The sequence below is a fragment of the Acidovorax sp. SRI_002 genome, from assembly GCF_057586455.1.
On sequence record NZ_JBYCZW010000012.1, the window covers coordinates 1 to 14,999 of the forward strand.

General features: G+C 63.5%; 13 protein-coding genes. 4 read left to right on the forward strand and 9 right to left on the reverse strand.

From position 1 onward, the window contains the following. From AC2YJX_RS25670 to AC2YJX_RS25710, 9 genes are all read right to left on the reverse strand, one after another. Positions 1 to 282: isocitrate/isopropylmalate family dehydrogenase (locus AC2YJX_RS25670; protein ID WP_487257666.1), on the reverse strand; the 282-nt coding region annotated here is incomplete at its 3' end. A gap of 40 nt (positions 283 to 322) precedes the next feature. Then, a complete protein-coding gene (locus AC2YJX_RS25675; protein WP_487257667.1) occupies positions 323 to 1,969 on the reverse strand; it encodes an ABC transporter ATP-binding protein in 1,647 nt (548 codons plus the stop codon). A 2-nt stretch (positions 1,970 to 1,971) separates the two neighbouring features. After that, on the reverse strand, positions 1,972 to 2,868 hold the full coding sequence (locus tag AC2YJX_RS25680; protein WP_487257668.1) for an ABC transporter permease: 897 nt from the start codon (positions 2,866 to 2,868) through the stop codon (positions 1,972 to 1,974). 24 nt (positions 2,869 to 2,892) lie between these two features. Next, positions 2,893 to 3,849, reverse strand: coding sequence for an ABC transporter permease (locus AC2YJX_RS25685; protein WP_487257669.1), 957 nt, complete (start codon positions 3,847 to 3,849; stop codon positions 2,893 to 2,895). Between the two features lie 35 nt (positions 3,850 to 3,884). After that, complete coding sequence (locus AC2YJX_RS25690; protein WP_487257697.1) at positions 3,885 to 5,405, reverse strand: ABC transporter substrate-binding protein; 1,521 nt, start codon at positions 5,403 to 5,405, stop codon at positions 3,885 to 3,887. Positions 5,406 to 5,553: 148 nt separating this feature from the next. Further along, positions 5,554 to 7,173 (reverse strand): ABC transporter substrate-binding protein, encoded by a 1,620-nt coding sequence (locus AC2YJX_RS25695; protein ID WP_487257670.1) that lies wholly within the window; start codon positions 7,171 to 7,173, stop codon positions 5,554 to 5,556. Positions 7,174 to 7,253: 80 nt separating this feature from the next. Next, a complete protein-coding gene (locus AC2YJX_RS25700; protein WP_487257671.1) occupies positions 7,254 to 8,546 on the reverse strand; it encodes an NAD(P)/FAD-dependent oxidoreductase in 1,293 nt (430 codons plus the stop codon). A 49-nt stretch (positions 8,547 to 8,595) separates the two neighbouring features. Continuing rightward, positions 8,596 to 9,261, reverse strand: coding sequence for a haloacid dehalogenase type II (locus AC2YJX_RS25705; protein WP_487257672.1), 666 nt, complete (start codon positions 9,259 to 9,261; stop codon positions 8,596 to 8,598). Positions 9,262 to 9,472: 211 nt separating this feature from the next. Continuing rightward, positions 9,473 to 10,954, reverse strand: coding sequence for an aldehyde dehydrogenase family protein (locus tag AC2YJX_RS25710; RefSeq protein WP_487257673.1), 1,482 nt, complete (start codon positions 10,952 to 10,954; stop codon positions 9,473 to 9,475). Between the two features lie 234 nt (positions 10,955 to 11,188). On the opposite strand from AC2YJX_RS25710, the gene AC2YJX_RS25715 reads away from it, so the two are divergent. Genes AC2YJX_RS25715 through AC2YJX_RS25730 form a run of 4 tightly spaced genes read left to right on the forward strand, consistent with a single transcriptional unit; the run spans position 11,189 to position 14,953 of the window. Then, complete coding sequence (locus AC2YJX_RS25715; protein ID WP_487257674.1) at positions 11,189 to 12,082, forward strand: GNAT family N-acetyltransferase; 894 nt, start codon at positions 11,189 to 11,191, stop codon at positions 12,080 to 12,082. Positions 12,083 to 12,138: 56 nt separating this feature from the next. Continuing rightward, the gene (locus AC2YJX_RS25720) at positions 12,139 to 12,450 is read left to right on the forward strand and encodes a (2Fe-2S)-binding protein (RefSeq protein WP_487257675.1); all 312 of its coding nucleotides are present in this window, start codon (positions 12,139 to 12,141) and stop codon (positions 12,448 to 12,450) included. Then, a complete protein-coding gene (locus AC2YJX_RS25725) occupies positions 12,429 to 13,811 on the forward strand; it encodes an FAD/NAD(P)-dependent oxidoreductase (RefSeq protein ID WP_487257676.1) in 1,383 nt (460 codons plus the stop codon). The genes AC2YJX_RS25720 and AC2YJX_RS25725 overlap by 22 nt, the downstream gene beginning before the upstream one ends. Further along, positions 13,808 to 14,953, forward strand: coding sequence for an NAD(P)/FAD-dependent oxidoreductase (locus AC2YJX_RS25730; RefSeq protein WP_487257677.1), 1,146 nt, complete (start codon positions 13,808 to 13,810; stop codon positions 14,951 to 14,953). The genes AC2YJX_RS25725 and AC2YJX_RS25730 overlap by 4 nt, the downstream gene beginning before the upstream one ends. Positions 14,954 to 14,999 lie beyond the last annotated feature (46 nt).

The window sequence follows — 14,999 nt, forward strand, 5'->3', positions numbered from 1 at the left end:
GAGCAGCGATCCCCACAGCGACACATGGTCGGGCACGGTGGCGGGCCAGCCCACGGCACCGAAGAAGATGGCGTCCATGCCCGACAGTTGCGCCTTCCAGTCGTCGGGCATCATTTTTCCGTGGGCGGCGTAGTAGTCGCAGCTGGCCCATTCGAATTCGTGCAACTGCAGTTCAAAGCCAAAGCGGGCGGCGGCGGCCTGGATGGCGCGCAGGCCCTCGGGCATGACTTCTTTGCCGATGCCGTCTCCGGGCAGGACGGCGATGCGGAATATCGGGATCATGAATGGGTGCTCCTTCCTAGATTCATTCGCAGCATGGCGCTCACGCCGCCAGCGCCACAGGCGCGACCGCATGGGTGACCTGAAGGTCCCGCTCTTCCAACCAACCCTGGCGTAGCTCGGGCACCGAGGCGGCCAGGAGTTCGTAGTACGGATGGTGCGGGCCCCGGTCAAAGTCGGCGCGCACAACATGGTCGAGCTTGCGGCCATGCTGCATCACGATGATCTCGTCGCACACGGCCCGCACGGTGTGCAGATCGTGGCTGATGAACAGATACGAGACGCCCAGCTCGCGGCGCAGGTCTGCCATCAAGTCCAGCACGGCGGCCCCCACCACGGTGTCAAGTGCCGATGTCACTTCATCGCACAGGATCAGGTCGGGCTCAGCGGCCAAGGCACGCGCCAGGTTCACCCGCTGCTTCTGCCCGCCTGAGAGGCCGCCCGGAAGACGCTGCGCCACAGAATGCGGTAGCCGCACCAGATCCAGAAGCTCATGGATACGCCGCTGCAGCGCAGGCCCCTGCATGCCTTTATAGAACTGCAGCGGTCGCGCCAGGATGCGCTCGATGGTCTGCGAAGGGTTCAACGCCGTGTCCGCCATCTGGAAGACGATCTGGATCTGCCGCAAATCTTCCTTGCTGCGCTGGCGTAGGTCAGGCTGAAGCGTGTGGCCTTTGAAAAGCATGCTGCCCTTACTGGGCGCGATCAGCCCGGCAACCGCTCGCGCCAGCGTGGTCTTGCCCGAGCCGGATTCGCCGATCACACCGATGGCCTGGCCACGGTACAGCTTGAAATTGATGTCCTCCAGGATCAGCGTTGCAGGCTGTCCCTTCGAATCCACAGGGCCGTATCCGGCCGAGAGCTCGCGCACCTCCAGCAGTAGCTCACCCTCGCCCTTGCAATGGCCGGTGGCGCGCGGCGCAGGGCGTGCGGCTGCCAGCAGGCTCTGGGTGTACTCATGCGCAGGTTTGGCGAGGATCTGCGCGGTGGAGTTCACCTCTTGCATCTGGCCGCCACGCAGCACGAGGATGTGGTCCGCCATCTGCGCCACCACAGCCAGATCGTGGCTGACGTACACGGCCGTGGCTCGCCGCTCGCGCACCACACGGCGGAAAGCGCGCAGCACCTCTATTTGCGTAGTCACATCCAGCGCTGTGGTGGGTTCATCCAGGATGACCAGGTCCGGGTCGGTGATGAGTGCCATGGCCGCCATCAGTCGCTGCAGCTGCCCGCCAGACACTTGGTGTGGGTAACGCTGGCCGATGGTTTCAGGATTGGGCAGCGCCAGCTCGCTGAAAAGTTGTACAGCCTTGGCCTCGGCCTCGGCACGGGGCATGGTGCCGTGGATGCGCGCGGGCTCCACCACCTGGTCCATGATGGTGCGCGAGGGGTTGAACGATGCCGCCGCACTCTGCGCGATATACGACACGGTGCGTCCTCGCAGCGCCCGTTGACCGGCCGGTGACAAACCCAGCACATCGGTGTCGCCAATGCGCACGCTGCCGCCCGTGATCGCGCAGCCATGGCGTGCGTAGCCCATCAGGGCTAACGCCGTAGTGGTTTTGCCTGACCCGGATTCACCGATGAGTGCCAGCACCTCGCCCGGCTCAATGACAAAGCTCAGGTGGTCCACCAGAGTCTGATCGCCTGCGGTGATGTGCAGGCCTTTCACAACGACTGAAGCGCCCATGTTCAATGTCCTTGACGTTCGCGGGCCGCACGGCCCGGCAGGTTGTCGATGACCAAATTGACCGAGATGGTCAAGCTGGCGATGGCCAGGGCCGGAGCAATCACCGCTGCGCCGCCGTTGGCTAGCGCGTCAACGTTTTCCCGCACCAGCGAACCCCAGTCGGCTTCGGGAGGTTGAATACCCAGACCCAAGAAGCTCAGGCTGGCCAGCAGCAGCACCACATACACAAAGCGCAACCCAAGGTCTGCCAGGATGGGGCCAATGATGTTGGGCAAGATCTCGCGCAACATGATGTACAGCGTTCCCTCGCCCCGCGTACGGGCCACGGTCACGTAGTCCAGCGCGTTGATGTTCACGGCCAGCGAGCGAGCGATTCGGAAGGCTCCGGGCACATACAGCAGTGCTGCGGTAAACACCAGCATGCCGATGGACGAGCCGAAGCCAGCCACCAGAACCAGCGCGAACATCTTGCTGGGAATGGAAGTCAGCGTGTCCAGCAGCCGGCTCAGGAAGGCGTCCACCCACGATCCCGTGGCTGCTGCCAGCAGCGCCAGCACCGTTCCCGTGCTGCTCGCAATCAAGGTGGCCACCAAGGCCACGCCTACGGTGTAGCGCGCACCCTGTACCACTCGCACCAGCATGTCGCGACCAAGGTAGTCCGTACCTAACCAATGCTGAAAGTCAATTGGCGCATAGACCACCGAGGCTTGTAGGTCCACCAGATGGCGGGGCAGCAACGACGGTCCCAGCAGTGCGGTGAGCAACCAGAACACAAGAATCACCAACCCAACCAGGCCGGAGAATCCAAAGCCCGCAAGCCAGCGCAAGGTCCGGCCACGGTCGGGGGCAGGTGGCAGCGAAGAAGCACCTGAAGTCGGGGAAGGGGGAAGCGAATGCATCAGAAAATTCTCCAGACTGGGGCTTCAACGGTGGCGCAGACGCGGGTTTGCCAGGATTCCGCAAACGTCAGCGAGCGTGACCAGCAGCAAATACCCGGTACAAAAAATCATGGCGCAGGTCTGCACCAGCGGCATGTCGCGCTGAATCACCCCGTCCACCATCAACTTGGCAATTCCCGGATAGTTGAAGATGGTTTCAATCACGATCACCCCCCCCAACAAGTACGACAGCGACAGCGCCACCGCATTGGCAATAGGCCCTACCGCGTTGGGCAATGCATGGGCGAGCACCATGCGCAGGGGCGATGCTCCCTTGAGCCGCACCATCTCGATGTAGGGCGCTTCGAGTTGGTCGATCACCGCAGCGCGCGTCATGCGCATCATCTGCGCCACGATCACGCAACACAGGCTGAGAACGGGCATGGCGTATGCGCGCAGCATCTGTCCCATGGATTCGATATCGTTCACGTACGAGAGCGCTGGCAGCCAGCGCAGCTGCACGGCGAACACCAGCACCGCCAGCGTAGCCACCAAAAACTCAGGGACGGACACCACCGCCACCGACAGGCTGGAGGCAATGCGGTCAAGCCACGAACCCCGCAGCACTGCCGACAAGATGCCGAACAGCAGCGCGATGGGAACCGAGAACAGGGCCGTGACTGCGGCCAGCTGCAGCGAGTTGGGCAGGCGGCTGGCCACCAGCTCGGCCACCGGCAACCGCGTGGTGATGGATTGCCCCAGGTCGCCCTGCACCACGCCCCACAGCCACTTCACGTAGCGCTCGGGGGCTGGCACATTGAGTCCCATTTGCGCACGCAGGGCCGCCAGCGCTTCAGGGGTTGCGTCCTGGCCCAACTGCTCCTGCGCCGCATCGCCCGGCAGCACTGCGGTAATCGAAAACACGATGGCAGACACCACGAGCAGCGACACACAAGCGAGCGCGATCCGTTTGATCAGCAATGACAAAATGACGTTATTCATGGTTTTGCGTGTCTCATATTCTTGGAATTCGGTTATCAGGCGTCCACCCAGACGTGCTCGGCGAACGCGTTGCCCATCAACCCGCCAAGTGGAATGGATTGCAGGCCCTTGAGACGACTGGAATGCCCGTCAATGCTGGCCAGGAACAACGGGATTCCAACACCGGCATCGTGGTGGATCATCGTCTGCATATCGGCGTACATCTGCTTGCGTTTGCCCACATCCAGTTCGGCGCGGGCAACCAGCAGCAATTGGTCAAACCGCTCGGACTTCCAGCGTGATTCATTCCAAGCAGAGTCTGATTTAAAGAACTGGGTAAGGATGGTGTCAGCTGTGGGGCGGGCGTTGATGTTTCCAAAGCCCACCGCGCTGCTGAGCCAATGCTTGGACCAATAGCCGTCGGCCGGCACCTGCTGCAAATCCAGTTCCAGGCCGATCAGCTGCGCAAACTGTTGCAGCATCAGGGCCATGTCTAGCGAATACATGGCCGCGCGAGATGCCACCACCTGCACGGGCCCTGTTACGCCGGATTTCTTCAAGTGGAACTTGGCCTTGTCTAGGTCGAAAGGACGCTGCGGCAACTCATCAAAGTGAAAGCGGCTGGTAGGGCTGATGGGCTGGTCATTGGCGACCAGCGCATGGTCCAGCGCCACGATCTTGCGCATCTGCTCGCGGTGCATCAGGTGCTTCATCGCCAGCACGAAGTCGGCGTTTGCACCCGGCCCAGTGTCTCGGCGCATGACAAGGTTGGTGTAGTGCGACCCTTGCGTGGTGAAGATGGCGTAACCCTTGGCGCTCTTTACGCGCCCGACCGAGCGCGGATCAATGCCCGCCACAAGGTCGAAATCGCCATGCAGCAAGGCGCTGACACGCGCCTTCTCGTCAGCAATGCCGGTAAATTCGATCTCGTCGAGGTAGGGCCGGTCGGGCTTCCAGTAGCGCTCGTTCCGCACCACCACGGAGCGCACGCCTGGCGTGAACTCCTTGAGCTTGAACGGGCCGGTGCCGATGCCTTTGGAGAAATCGGTAGTGCCCGCTTTGACGATATGGAAGTGGAAAGTCCCAAGAATGGCTGGCATGTCCACATTCGGCGCGGCGAGCTCCAGCGTCACTTCAGCAGGTCCAGTTGCGCGCACCGAAGCAATTTGTTCAGCCAGCGCCTTGACCTTGGAACCCGTGGCCGGGTCTTTGTGACGCAGCAGCGAGAACACCACATCGGCCGACGAAAGCGCTTTGCCGTCGTGGAACTCAACACCCTTGCGCAGAGTAAAGACCCAGGTCTTCGCGTCCTGTGTGGAAAAGGACTCGGCCAGCGCGGGCTGGGGGGTAAGCGCCCCATCCAGCGCCGTCAGCCCGTTGTAGAGCATGTGGCCGCGCGCATAGTCCATCTGGTTGGCCTGCTTGGCCGGGTCCAGTGTCTCGGAGGCTGTGGTGGTGGTACCCGCCACACGGATGCGCCCACCGCGCCGGGGAGTGCTCGCGTGAGCAGTAGCTGCCAACCCAGCCATGACACCCGCTGCACCCACCTGCATGCCGGCAGCCATGAACATCGCCATCACATCTCTGCGCGTGGCGCCGCGTGCAAGGGCCCGCAGCAGCGGCGCATGATCGCGCGGCTCCAGCAGGCTTCTCGAGGTGATGTGGGGGGCATTCATGACCGGATCGTTCAAGGGCAAAGAGGCTTGTGCGAGGCGTCGCCGTGGCTCAGGCGTCCAGCCACACGTTTTCTGCAAACATGTAGCCCATCAGCCCACCAATCGGAATCGGCGACAAGCCCTTGAGCTTGGTGCTGTGCCCGTCGATGCTGGCCAAGAACATGGGGATGCCGATGCCCGCGTCGTTGTGGATCATGGTCTGCATGTCCGCATACATCTGCTTGCGCTTGGTGATATCGACTTCGGAACGCGCGGCCAGCAGGAGTTGGTCAAACTGGGTGCTCTTCCAGCGCGATTCGTTCCAGGTCGCATCTGACTTGAAAAACTGCGTGAGGATGGTGTCGGCATTCGGTCGCGGGTTCACATTTCCAAAACCGACCGGGCTATTCAGCCAATGGTTGGACCAGTAGCCATCGGCAGGCATCCGCTTGACATCCAGATCCAGGCCAATGCGCTGGCCTGCCTGCTGTAGCAGCAATGCAATTTCCACCGAGTACATAGCTGCGGGCGAGGTGACCACAGGAATCTTCCCGGTCACACCCGACTTCTGCAGGTGGAATTTGGCCTTGTCCAGGTCAAACGGACGCTGCGGCAGGTCTTTGAAGTAAAAGCGATTTGTGGGGTCGATGGGCTGGTCGTTGCCCAACACAGCATGGTCCAGTGCGATGGTCTTTTTCATCTGTTCGCGGTCGAACAGATGTTTCATCGCCAGGGCAAAGTCGGGGTTCATGCCAGGGCCCACATCCTTGCGCATGATGAGATCAGTGTATTGGCCCGATTGCGTGGTCATGATGGCAAAACCCGCCGTTCCCTTGACGCGCGCCACCGAGCGGGGGTTGATGACGCCCACCAGGTCGATGCCGCCCGACAGCAGGGCGTTGACACGGGCGTTTTCGTCGCCGATGCCCACGAACTCGATTTCATCCAGGTAGGGCTTGCCGGGCTTCCAGTAAGCGTCGTTGCGAACATGGACGGAGCGCACGCCGGGCTTGAACTCCTTGAGCTTGTAGGGGCCGGTGCCGATACCCGCAGTGAAGTCGGTGGTGCCTTCCTTGACGATCTGGAAGTGCGAGGTGCCCAGAATCACGGGCAGGTCGGCGTTGGGCGCCGACAGCACGATGGTCACTTCGTTCGGGCCGCTGGCACGCACGGTGTCGATCTGCTCGGCCAGCACCTTGGCCTTGGAGGCCGTGGCCGGGTCCTTGTGGCGCATGAGCGAGAACACCACGTCGGCGGGCGACAGCGCCTTGCCGTCATGGAACACCACGCCCTTGCGCAGGGTGAAGACCCAGGTCTTGGCGTCCTGCGTGTTGAACGATTCGGCCAGCGCCGGCTGGGGCGAAAGCGTGGCGTCCAGCGACGTGAGCCCGTTGTAGAGCATGTTGCAGCGCGAGTAGTCCGTCTGGTTGGACTGCTTGGCAGGGTCCAGCGTGTCGTTGGCCGAGGCCGTGGCGCCCGCAACACGAATGCGCCCTCCGCGCTTGGGGGTCTGCGCATGGGCCGATGTGGCCAGGCTGGCAATGCCCCCCGCCACCGTGGCCTGCATGCCGCATGCGGTCAACATGGCCAGCACGTCGCGCCGGGTTGCGCCGCGCTTGAGCGAGTTCATCACGCGAAGGCTCTCGCCGGGACCGACAAGTTGCTCAAATTTTTTGTGGCTATCGCTCATGGTCATGCTCCTCGTTGAAAAATGGATCGCAGGGTTGTGTTGTCAGAAAGGAAAAGATTGGCTGCGAGCCAGGCCCAATTTCAGGCCAGCCGGTCCTTGAGCCGGAAATACAGACCCACCGCAGGCAGAAACCAGGGAGGCCCGAAATGCCCCGGGATAGCAGGCCAGCGCCGGTTCTTCCAGGGATTGGCGTCAGCATCGCCTGCCATTACCGCAGCCATGCGCTGGCCCATATGCACAGACATCTGCGTGCCATGGCCGCTGTAGCCCATCGAATAGAAGACGCCGTCGCGCTCGCCCGCCTGGGGCAGGCGGTCTTGCGTCACATCCACCAGGCCGCCCCAGCAGTAGTCGAGACGAACCGGGCCCAGTTGCGGAAAGGTCTCTGCCAGGCCCGCGCGCAGGATCTCCCCGCTGGCGGCGTCTGATTGCGGGCTGGAGATGGCAAAACGCGCGCGCCCCCCGAACACCAAGCGATGGTCCGGCGTGAGGCGAAAGTAGTGGTGGATATTGGCAATGGTTGTGTAGGTGCGGCGTTCACGCAGCAGTGCATTCGCACGTTCGGCGCCCAAAGGCTCCGTCACCACGATGAAGCTGCCAATCGGCACGATGCGCCGCCGCAGCCAGCCGAAGCTGCCGTAGCCGCCGTGGCGCGAAGCACCCGTGGCCAACAGCACCTGATCAGCGGCCACCACACCATGGCTGGTATGCAAGCGGTGGGCATGCCCCTGCACGCGCTCCAGGCGGTCTACCCGCGTGCCGGTGTAGATCTCAGCACCCTGGCGCTGTGCAGCATGGGACAGCCCCTGGGCAAAACGACCCATGTGCATCTGCGCGCTGCGCTTGTAGAACAGGCCGCCGTGAAAACGCTCGCTTTGCACTTCGCTGCGCACGCGGGCGGCATCGAACACCTCCACATCGGTGTCCACGCCATCGGCAATCAGCCGTTCAGCGCTGCGCTGCAGTGATTCCATCTGGTGAGGCCGCGTAGCCAGCTTGAGCTTGCCGTGGCGCAGAAAGTCGCAGTCGATGTCCTCATCGGCTACCAGCCGGGCCACGGTGTCGACCGCATCGTCATAGGCTTGGTACCAGGCTCGCGCCTGGGGCACACCCACCCGTGCAGCCACGTCCGCGTAGTCCACGGCCAAGCCGTTGTTCACATGTCCGCCGTTACGGCCCGAGGCTTCGGGGGCCACCGTGGCCCCTGCCTCCAGCACCACCACACTCGCGCCCCGGCGGGCCAGAGCCAGGGCTGCCGATAGGCCAGTGAAGCCGCCGCCCACGATGGCCACATCCACCTTGGTCGGCAGACTGCCCGCAGCGGGCGCCTGCGAGATAGGCAAGCCATCGTTCCAATACGAATCGAGCTTCATGGTGATGAACGCCGTGGAAAAATTGGAGGGGTATGGCGGTGCAGCGCGATCAGAGACCCACCACGCCGGGCAGGCCGCCGATGTCCTGGATCTCGGTGTAACGGTAGGCAGGGTTGCCCGGGCCGTGGCCGCGGTTCACATAAACCTTGTTGACGATGCCAATGTCGTCTGCCGACATCAGGTCGTAGCGCAGGCTGGAGGACACATGCAACACATCCTCTGGGTTGCAGCCCAGCGAGTCGAGCATGTATTCGAAAGCCTTCAGGCGCGGCTTGTAAGCCTGGGCCTGCTGGGCGGTGTACACGCGATGAAAGGGCGCGCCCAGCATGGCCACGTTCTTCTGGATCTGGCTATCCATGGCGTTGGAGATGATGACCAGCGGGATCTCCTTGGCCACTTTGGCCAAGCCGGCTGGCACATCAGCGTGCGGATCCCACGTGGGTACGGCGTCGTAGTACGTCTGACCATCGGTGTCGAAGTACTGGATCTTCCATTTCTTGCACAAACGACGCACCGCATTCTTCAGCACCACGTCGTAGGGCTGCCAGTCGCCCAGCACTTCGTCGAAGCGATAGGCGGTGAAGTCAGCAATGAACTGCTCCATGCGCTCGGCTGGAATACGGTCAGCAAACAGCTCGCGCGTCAACTCGGCCATGCGAAACCGGGTGAGCGTACCGTAGCAGTCGAAAGTCACGTACTTGGGGCGAAAAGTCATGGTCTCTGTTCCTTCAAAGTTAGGTTGCCGATCGTCGCCAATCGCATCTCGAAATTACTGTTTGCGACAAAGTGATGTCGAATTGATTGGAGCACTTCACAACGCAGAACGTGTTGGGAAATAGGGCCCTTGCACGCGACAAAGTTGCGCATTGCGTGGGGGCGTTTGGCATGTCGTGTGGTGCGCACAGCATGGGTGCAAAACCGCACCATTAGTGCGCCGCAGCAAAGTCGATCAGCACGCTTTTGAAGCGCAGATTGGCCTCCACTGCCTGGCGCCCCAGATCCTTGCCAATGCCCGATTGGTGATACCCCCCTGTAGGGATGACGAAGTCGGCGCTGCGCCCATAGCGGTTGATCCAAACCGTTCCGGCAGAGATTCCTCGCATGGAACGTAGCGCCCGGCCAATGTCAGCCGTGTGTACGCCTGCAGCCAAACCGTAATGCGCATGCGCAGCCAATGCTAATCCTTCCTCCTCAGTGTCGAAGGTCTGCATCGTCAGTACCGGGCCAAAGATCTCCTCCTGTACGGCAGGGTTGTCGGCTGATACGCCCTCCAGCAGCGTCGGTTGGAAATAGGCACCACCTGGACCGCCCTCAAACAGACCGCCACCGCTGCGCACTTGGGCTCCAGCGACACGCGATCGCTCCACGATGTCGAGAATACGCGCGGCCTGCGGTGCAGAGATGATGGGGGAGAGCGTGGCCTGCGCATCCCAAGTAGCCCCGGGGCGAAGAGCCGCAAAGCGCTGCGCCAAGCGTTCCATCAGTGCATCGGCAATGCCGCGCTGCACGATGAGCCGCGAGCCCGCAACGCACACCTGGCCCGCGTTCCCGGTGATGGCGCCAGCAATAATGTCGGCGAGGCGGTCCACATCGGGTGCGTCGTCAAACACTAGCTGCGGGCTCTTGCCGCCCAGCTCCAGCGTTACGGGTTTAGGCCCCTGCAGCGCACAACTGGCCATGATGGCGGCACCCGTGCGCGTGGAGCCGGTAAAAGTCATCTTTGCAATGAGCGCATGGCGTGTGAGCGCATCGCCCGTCGCGCGGCCATCGCCCTGCACGATGTTGAAGATCCCCGGCGGCACACCCGCGTCGATGGCCAGCTGAGCCAGGCGCACAGCCGAAAATGGTGTCATCTCCGAGGGTTTGAGCACCACGGCGTTGCCCGCAGCAAGGGCCGCTCCCACTTTCCAGGACACCATCACCAGCGGAAAATTCCAGGGCGTAATCGCCCCCACCACGCCATAGGGCTCAGCCACCACCATGCCGAGGTGGTCGTGTCGCGTAGCGGCCACCTCGCCGCCCAGCTTGTCAGCATATTCGGCAAAGAAGCGCAGGCCCTCGGCGGTGAAAGGCACGTCCCACGCAGCAGCATCGCGCACAGGACGGGTGGAGCAAACGGCCTCCAGCGGAGCCATATGCTGCACATCAGCCTCAACCAGGTCGGCCCAACGGCGCAGGACGCGGGCCCGATCCCGGGGAGCGCGGCGCGCCCAGTCGGAAGTGCGCCAAGCGCGCCATGCATCCTGCACTGCTGCATCCACGGTTGATGCGTCGGCCACAGGCAGTTCGGCGTGCGCCTGCCCATCAGAGGGGCGCAACACCGTAAGGCGCCCAGTGTCAGAAACCAGCTGGCCGCCGATGAAATGGCCGGACGCAACCGCAATGGATTGAGGGTCGAAAAGTGGCATGGCAATGGTGTCGCCCGCAGGTCCGGGCGGAAGGTGGAAATAGATGGTTGATGCTAGGCACTAAGGCCCAGCATTTGTGCCCATAAGGACCTCCCAAGCGGCAGCAAATTGCAAAACGAGAGGGGTCCGCAGACGATGCTTGCAAGTTGCGGGCAAACCCCAATTCGGTGCTGGTGCAACGCCGCGATGTCGTCCAAGATAAGCACCAATTTCCATTGCCTTGAGGTGCTTTTTATGCCGCCGAAGCCCGCCGTTTCCTCTTTACACGCTGCTGTCGCCGACGACGGTGTAGTGCTGCGCCCGATGACCGCCGACGACTTGCCCCAGGCCCATGCACTGTCGGCAGAGCAGCGCTGGCCCCATCGCCCTGTGGACTGGGAGCAGATGTTCGCCCACAGCGAAGGCCTGGTGGCCGAGCGCGATGGCAAGGTGGTGGCCACGGCCCAGCGCTGGCTCTGGGGCGACCACCACGCCACCATCGGCCTGGTGATTGTGTCGCCCGCCTGCCAGGGTCGGCGCATCGGCCATCGGCTGATGAGTGCGCTACTGGAAGACATGGACGACCGAACCGTGCTGCTGCAGGCCACCGCAGAAGGCAGGGGCCTGTACGAGCGGCTGGGCTTTGTACGCACCGGAGAGATCCGCCAGCACCAAGGCATGGCACAGCCCACCCCGCTCATTGCGCTACCCGCTGGCTGGCGTCTGCGCCCCTCAGGGCTGAACGAAGCCGCCGCCCTGCACCAGCTGGACCGGGACGCGCGCGGTATGCCCCGGGCTGCGCTCATCGACGAGCTGATCGCACAGGCGGACGCCTGCGTGGTGCTGGACCACGAGGGCACCCAAAAGGGCTTTGCCATCCTGCGCCGCTTTGGCCGCGGCCATGTCATCGGCCCCGTGGTTGCGCCCGACGCGGAAAGCGCTAAGGCGCTGATTGCCCACCTGGCCGGCATGAATGCGGGGCGCTTCACCCGCATAGACATCGACTTCTCCTCCGGCCTGGCCGAGTGGCTGGAGAGCATCGGCCTGCTGCGCGTGGACGCCCCCACCACCATGGTGCGTGGCGCACCGCTGCAGCACCCTGAAGGCGCGCCCGGGATGTTCGCCATCGTGACCCAGGCGCTCTGCTGAAAGCCCGCTGATTCCATCGACCTGCCAGGACAACGGCAGGCAATAGGAGACATGAGATGAGCCAACGATTTTTCCGTCTGGCAGAGGAGGCCCGCGCCCGCGTGCGTATCGTGATCGACGGGGAGATGGCCGCCGCACTCGCTGGCGACACGCTGATGGTCGCCTTGCTCAGCCACACGCGGCACCTGCGCGAGTCTGAATTCGGGGATGGAAAACGCGCGGGATTTTGCCTGATGGGTGCCTGCCAGGACTGCTGGGTGTGGACCGCTGACGGCCACCGGTTGCGCGCCTGCTCCACCACAGTGGAAGAAGGCATGCACATCGTGACCCAACAACCGGAGGCAACATGGCCCAACCACAGCGCGTAGTCATCATCGGCGCAGGCCCTGCAGGGGTCCGCTGCGCACAGACCCTGGCAGCAGCCGGTCTGCGCCCCACGGTTGTGGACGAGAACCAGCGCGACGGCGGACAAATCTACCGCCGCCAGCCCGACAACTTCACACGCCCCTACGCCAAGCTCTACGGCACCGAAGCCGGGCGCGCAGAGGCGCTGCATGCAAGTTTCGATATGCTGCGCGACCAGATCGACTATTTACCCCATACGCTGGCCTGGAACATTGCCGACCAGCAGGTGCATGTGGCGTGCGGCGAGCGTGCCTCGACCCTGCCCTTTGATGCGCTGGTGATCTGCGCGGGCGCGACCGACCGACTGATGCCCGTGAAGGGTTGGCAGCTGGCGGGCACCTACAGCCTGGGTGCGGCCCAGATCGCCTTGAAAGCCCAGGCCTGCGCGATAGGCCGCCGGGTGATCTTCATGGGCACCGGGCCTTTGCTCTACCTGGTGGCGTCACAGTACCTCAAGGCGGGGGCGCACGTGTCGGCCGTGCTGGACACATCGCCGTTGGCAGGTCGTTTTGCGGCGCTGCCCAAGCTTCTGGCTCGGCCCTCGGTGCTGCTCAATGGGGTGGCGCTCGTGGCCAGCATCAAGCGTGCTGGGGTACAGGTGCTGACGGGCATCACGCCAATGGAAATCACTGGCGATACGGAAACGGGTGTGCAGGGTGTGGTGGTGAGCGACGCCAGTGGCACCACCCACACCTTCGGGTGCGACGCGGTAGCCATGGGCTACCACCTGCGGCCCGAAACCCAATTGGCCGATCTGGCGCGCTGCGCGTTTCACTTCGCCCCCGAGACGCGCCAATGGCTGCCCGAAGTGCGCGAAGACGGCCGCACGTCTGTGCCCGGCGTGTACCTGGCGGGTGACGGCATGCGCGTGCAGGGCGCCGACGCCGCCGAGATCTCGGGCCGCCTGGCCGCGATGGCCGTGCTGAAGGACTTCGGCTTGGAGGTCGCCAACGACCAGCTGCAGCAGCTTCGCGCGCAACAGGCCACGATGGAACGCTTTCGCCAGGGGCTTGCCAAAGCATTCCCCTGGCCCGCGCACCAAGCCGCGCTGCTGCCTGACGAGACCATCGTCTGCCGCTGTGAAGCCATCACCGCCGGCGAACTACGCCGTGTGGTGTGCAATATGCGCGCCCAAGAGGCCAATCGCGCCAAGGCCTTCAGCCGCGTGGGCATGGGTCGTTGCCAGGGCAGGTATTGCGGACATGCGGGCGCCGAGGTGATTGCCAGCGCAGCCGGAGTACCGGTGGAACAGGTGGGCCGCCTGCGCGGCCAGGCGCCCATCAAGCCGCTGTCCATCGCGGTGCGTGAGGAGAAAGCGGCATGAGCGCACTGAAAGCAGATGTGATCATCGTGGGCGGCGGCTTCATGGGGGCGGCCAGCGCATTCTTTCTACGCAAGCGCGGAGTTTCGGTGATCCTGCTGGAGCGCGGCCTGATCGGGCAGCAGGCCAGCGGCGTCAACTTCGGCAATGTGCGTCGGCAGGGCCGCGCCATTGAGCAATTGCCGCTGGCCAACCGCTCTCGCGATGTCTGGGGCCGCCTCAAGGAATTGATAGGCGAGGATGTGGAGCTCCTGCTCAGCGGCCACCTTCGCGTGGGCTACCGCCCGGTGCATGCCGAACGTATGGAAGCCTATGCGCGCGATGCCCAGCCCTATGGCCTGGACCTGCAGATGATGACGGCCAAGGCGGTACGCGAGCGCTTTCCGTTCCTGGGGCCGGAGGTCACGGCCGGCTGCTACGCCCCGCACGATGGCCACGCCAACCCACGACTGGCGGCGCCGGCCTTCGGGCGTGCTGCGGTGCGTGAAGGCGCCCAGGTGTTTGAGAATACCGAGATCGTCCACATTGAAAAAGCGGGCGAGGACTTCCAGGTGCAGGCAGCAGATGGTCGCAATTTTGCGTCGCCCGTCGTGCTGGTCACTGCCGGCGCATGGGGCGACCGCATCAGCGCAGCCTTCGGCGAGCCAGTGCCGCTGCAGGTCAAGGGGCCACAGATGTGCGTGACAGAGCCGGTGCCCTACGCTATTGCCCCAACGATCGGCTTGGCCACCGATGTGCCAGAGGAAATCGTCTACTTCCGACAGGTGGCACGCGGCAACATCGTCATCGGCGGCGGTGGCCACGAGCCCGTGGACATGGAAAACCTACGTGCCCACGTACACCCTCGCCGCACACTGATGACGCTCGCCCAGCTGCCACGCGTGGTGCCAACCTTCAATCGCCTGAACATCATCCGCGTGTGGAGCGGCATCGAAGGCTACATGCAGGACAGTCGCCCCGTGATGGGCCCCAGCGCTCGCGTGCCTGGCCTGCACTACGCCTTCGGCTTCTCGGGCCATGGTTTCCAGCTGGGTCCCGGCGTGGGCGACGTGATGGCAGAGCTGATCCACACCGGCGCAACCAGCACGCCTATCGGGCAGTACCACATCGGCCGATTTGCAGAGCCTGTGGCCCAAGCGGCATAACCCCTGCGCTCCACCGCACCTTCTTCCTGCTCCTTCCATTAAAACC

Coding starts and splice junctions, on each gene's coding strand:
- AC2YJX_RS25680 (WP_487257668.1), bottom strand. CDS start 2,868: ATGCATTCGCTTCCCCCTTCCCCGACTTCAGGTGCTTCTTCGCTGCCA.
- AC2YJX_RS25700 (WP_487257671.1), bottom strand. CDS start 8,546: ATGAAGCTCGATTCGTATTGGAACGATGGCTTGCCTATCTCGCAGGCG.
- AC2YJX_RS25710 (WP_487257673.1), bottom strand. CDS start 10,954: ATGCCACTTTTCGACCCTCAATCCATTGCGGTTGCGTCCGGCCATTTC.
- AC2YJX_RS25675 (WP_487257667.1), bottom strand. CDS start 1,969: ATGGGCGCTTCAGTCGTTGTGAAAGGCCTGCACATCACCGCAGGCGAT.
- AC2YJX_RS25715 (WP_487257674.1), top strand. CDS start 11,189: ATGCCGCCGAAGCCCGCCGTTTCCTCTTTACACGCTGCTGTCGCCGAC.
- AC2YJX_RS25685 (WP_487257669.1), bottom strand. CDS start 3,849: ATGAATAACGTCATTTTGTCATTGCTGATCAAACGGATCGCGCTCGCT.
- AC2YJX_RS25730 (WP_487257677.1), top strand. CDS start 13,808: ATGAGCGCACTGAAAGCAGATGTGATCATCGTGGGCGGCGGCTTCATG.
- AC2YJX_RS25690 (WP_487257697.1), bottom strand. CDS start 5,405: ATGGCGATGTTCATGGCTGCCGGCATGCAGGTGGGTGCAGCGGGTGTC.
- AC2YJX_RS25705 (WP_487257672.1), bottom strand. CDS start 9,261: ATGACTTTTCGCCCCAAGTACGTGACTTTCGACTGCTACGGTACGCTC.
- AC2YJX_RS25725 (WP_487257676.1), top strand. CDS start 12,429: ATGGCCCAACCACAGCGCGTAGTCATCATCGGCGCAGGCCCTGCAGGG.
- AC2YJX_RS25695 (WP_487257670.1), bottom strand. CDS start 7,173: ATGAGCGATAGCCACAAAAAATTTGAGCAACTTGTCGGTCCCGGCGAG.
- AC2YJX_RS25720 (WP_487257675.1), top strand. CDS start 12,139: ATGAGCCAACGATTTTTCCGTCTGGCAGAGGAGGCCCGCGCCCGCGTG.